Raw genomic sequence first — 1,359 nt, forward strand, 5'->3', positions numbered from 1 at the left:
GACGAGGAGCCGATGACGGTCCCGGTCGGGGCGGGAATGATCGTCGAGCCCGCAGCGGCGTTCAGATAGGCCATGCACAGTTCATCTTGCATCAAATTGAGGATTGTGGTTCCCGCGCCAGGGATGATCGGTTCGGCGACAATCATCGCATCCGGCCCAACGGCTTGGACGACGTTGGTGTAAACCGTCCGCGCCATGCCAATCCCCCAGCCCGCCGCCTGGATCACGAAAGACTGGCCGATCGAAAAACCGGAACTCATCGGCAGCATCATGATGGCGGCGAAGCCAATCCGAACGACCGCGAGGCTGGTAACGCCGTTGGTCAACAGCGTCGACGTCTCGGAGACGCGGTGAATGTGCATGATGGTGATGTAACAGAGGAAGGCCATGGCGAGGGCCATGACGAAGCCGGTCAACTGGCCGACGATGAGACCGACGACGTTCGCCGCGGCGCCGGTTGAAGTGGGGGGCGTTCCGTTGATCGGAAAGACGCTCTGGATGGTTTTCCAGGCCCAATCGTCGCCCGGATCAAGGGCGCTCCAACTGATATCAAAGCTGCTGCTGCTGGTGGTCGACTGGGCGTCGGCGCCGCCGATGATCGCGACGACGAAGAATAAAGTGAATGGGAGCAATCGGGATAGATGTCTGGTCATGGCGGCCTCAAGAGGTTGGCTCTTGAGGCTGCCATGCGTTGGCGCGAATGCGATAAGGTCAGGGCGAAAGTCCAGGGCTTGCGGACGGCCCTTCGCGCGAGAACGCATTACGGAGCGAATCGACGAGGTTCTTCACCGCCTCTCGCCCCTTGTCGAGCGTCTCGTCAAGAGCGCTCTTGCCCGAGTCTCGTCCTGGAAGCTCCGAGCTCGCTTTGACGATCTGCTCGTCCAACGCTTCCAGCTTTGCAAGAACGCTGGCGTTGGCTTTTGGCAGAACCGGGGCGGCGGCGTTGCGATGCTCCGCATAGGCGTCGAGAGCATTGGCGGCTTTTTCATAAGACGCCGAAAACTTCTCGTCGCGGGCGAGCGCGGCGTTGAAATCCCTGCGCAGATCCTCGTAGGCGCCGCCCGGCCTCATTTCCGAGAGCACTTCCTTGATGCCGCCTGACGAGGTTGCGGCGGCCTCTCGGATGCGGGAAAGGATCGCGGCGGAGTCGGCTTTTTCCAAATCCGCGAAGGCGCCGACGGCGGCGGTCGCGGCGCCTTCGGCTGTTTGCATCAACTCGCCGTCGCGGCGCGGTTGCATTCGGCTCTGATTGAAGCGATCGAACAGGGCGCGAGCGCTCCCGGCCTGGGGGGCGGAAGCGGGATCTTGCGGCGCAGTTTGCGCGACCGAAATCGATTCGGAGCGTTCCGGGCGAAAATC

General features: G+C 62.3%; 1 protein-coding gene and 1 pseudogene. Both read right to left on the bottom strand.

The genetic code is table 11. The features are described 5' to 3' along the window. Positions 1-761: pseudogene (locus tag CFB24_RS22230) on the bottom strand (hypothetical protein); the annotation flags it as partial. Then, positions 712-1,212, bottom strand: a complete 501-nt coding sequence (locus CFB24_RS22235; RefSeq protein WP_141098594.1) for a hypothetical protein — start codon at positions 1,210-1,212, stop codon at positions 712-714. The gene CFB24_RS22235 and the pseudogene CFB24_RS22230, both read right to left, overlap by 50 nt. Between the last annotated feature and the right edge of the window lie 147 nt (positions 1,213-1,359).

The sequence above is a fragment of the Rhodoblastus acidophilus genome (assembly GCF_900187365.1).
Classification (GTDB): Bacteria; Pseudomonadota; Alphaproteobacteria; order Rhizobiales; family Beijerinckiaceae; genus Rhodoblastus; species Rhodoblastus acidophilus.

Bases quoted from the DNA above. Each gene is read 5' to 3' on its own strand.
- CFB24_RS22235 (WP_141098594.1), bottom strand. From the start codon at position 1,212: ATGCAAACAGCCGAAGGCGCCGCGACCGCCGCCGTCGGCGCCTTCGCG.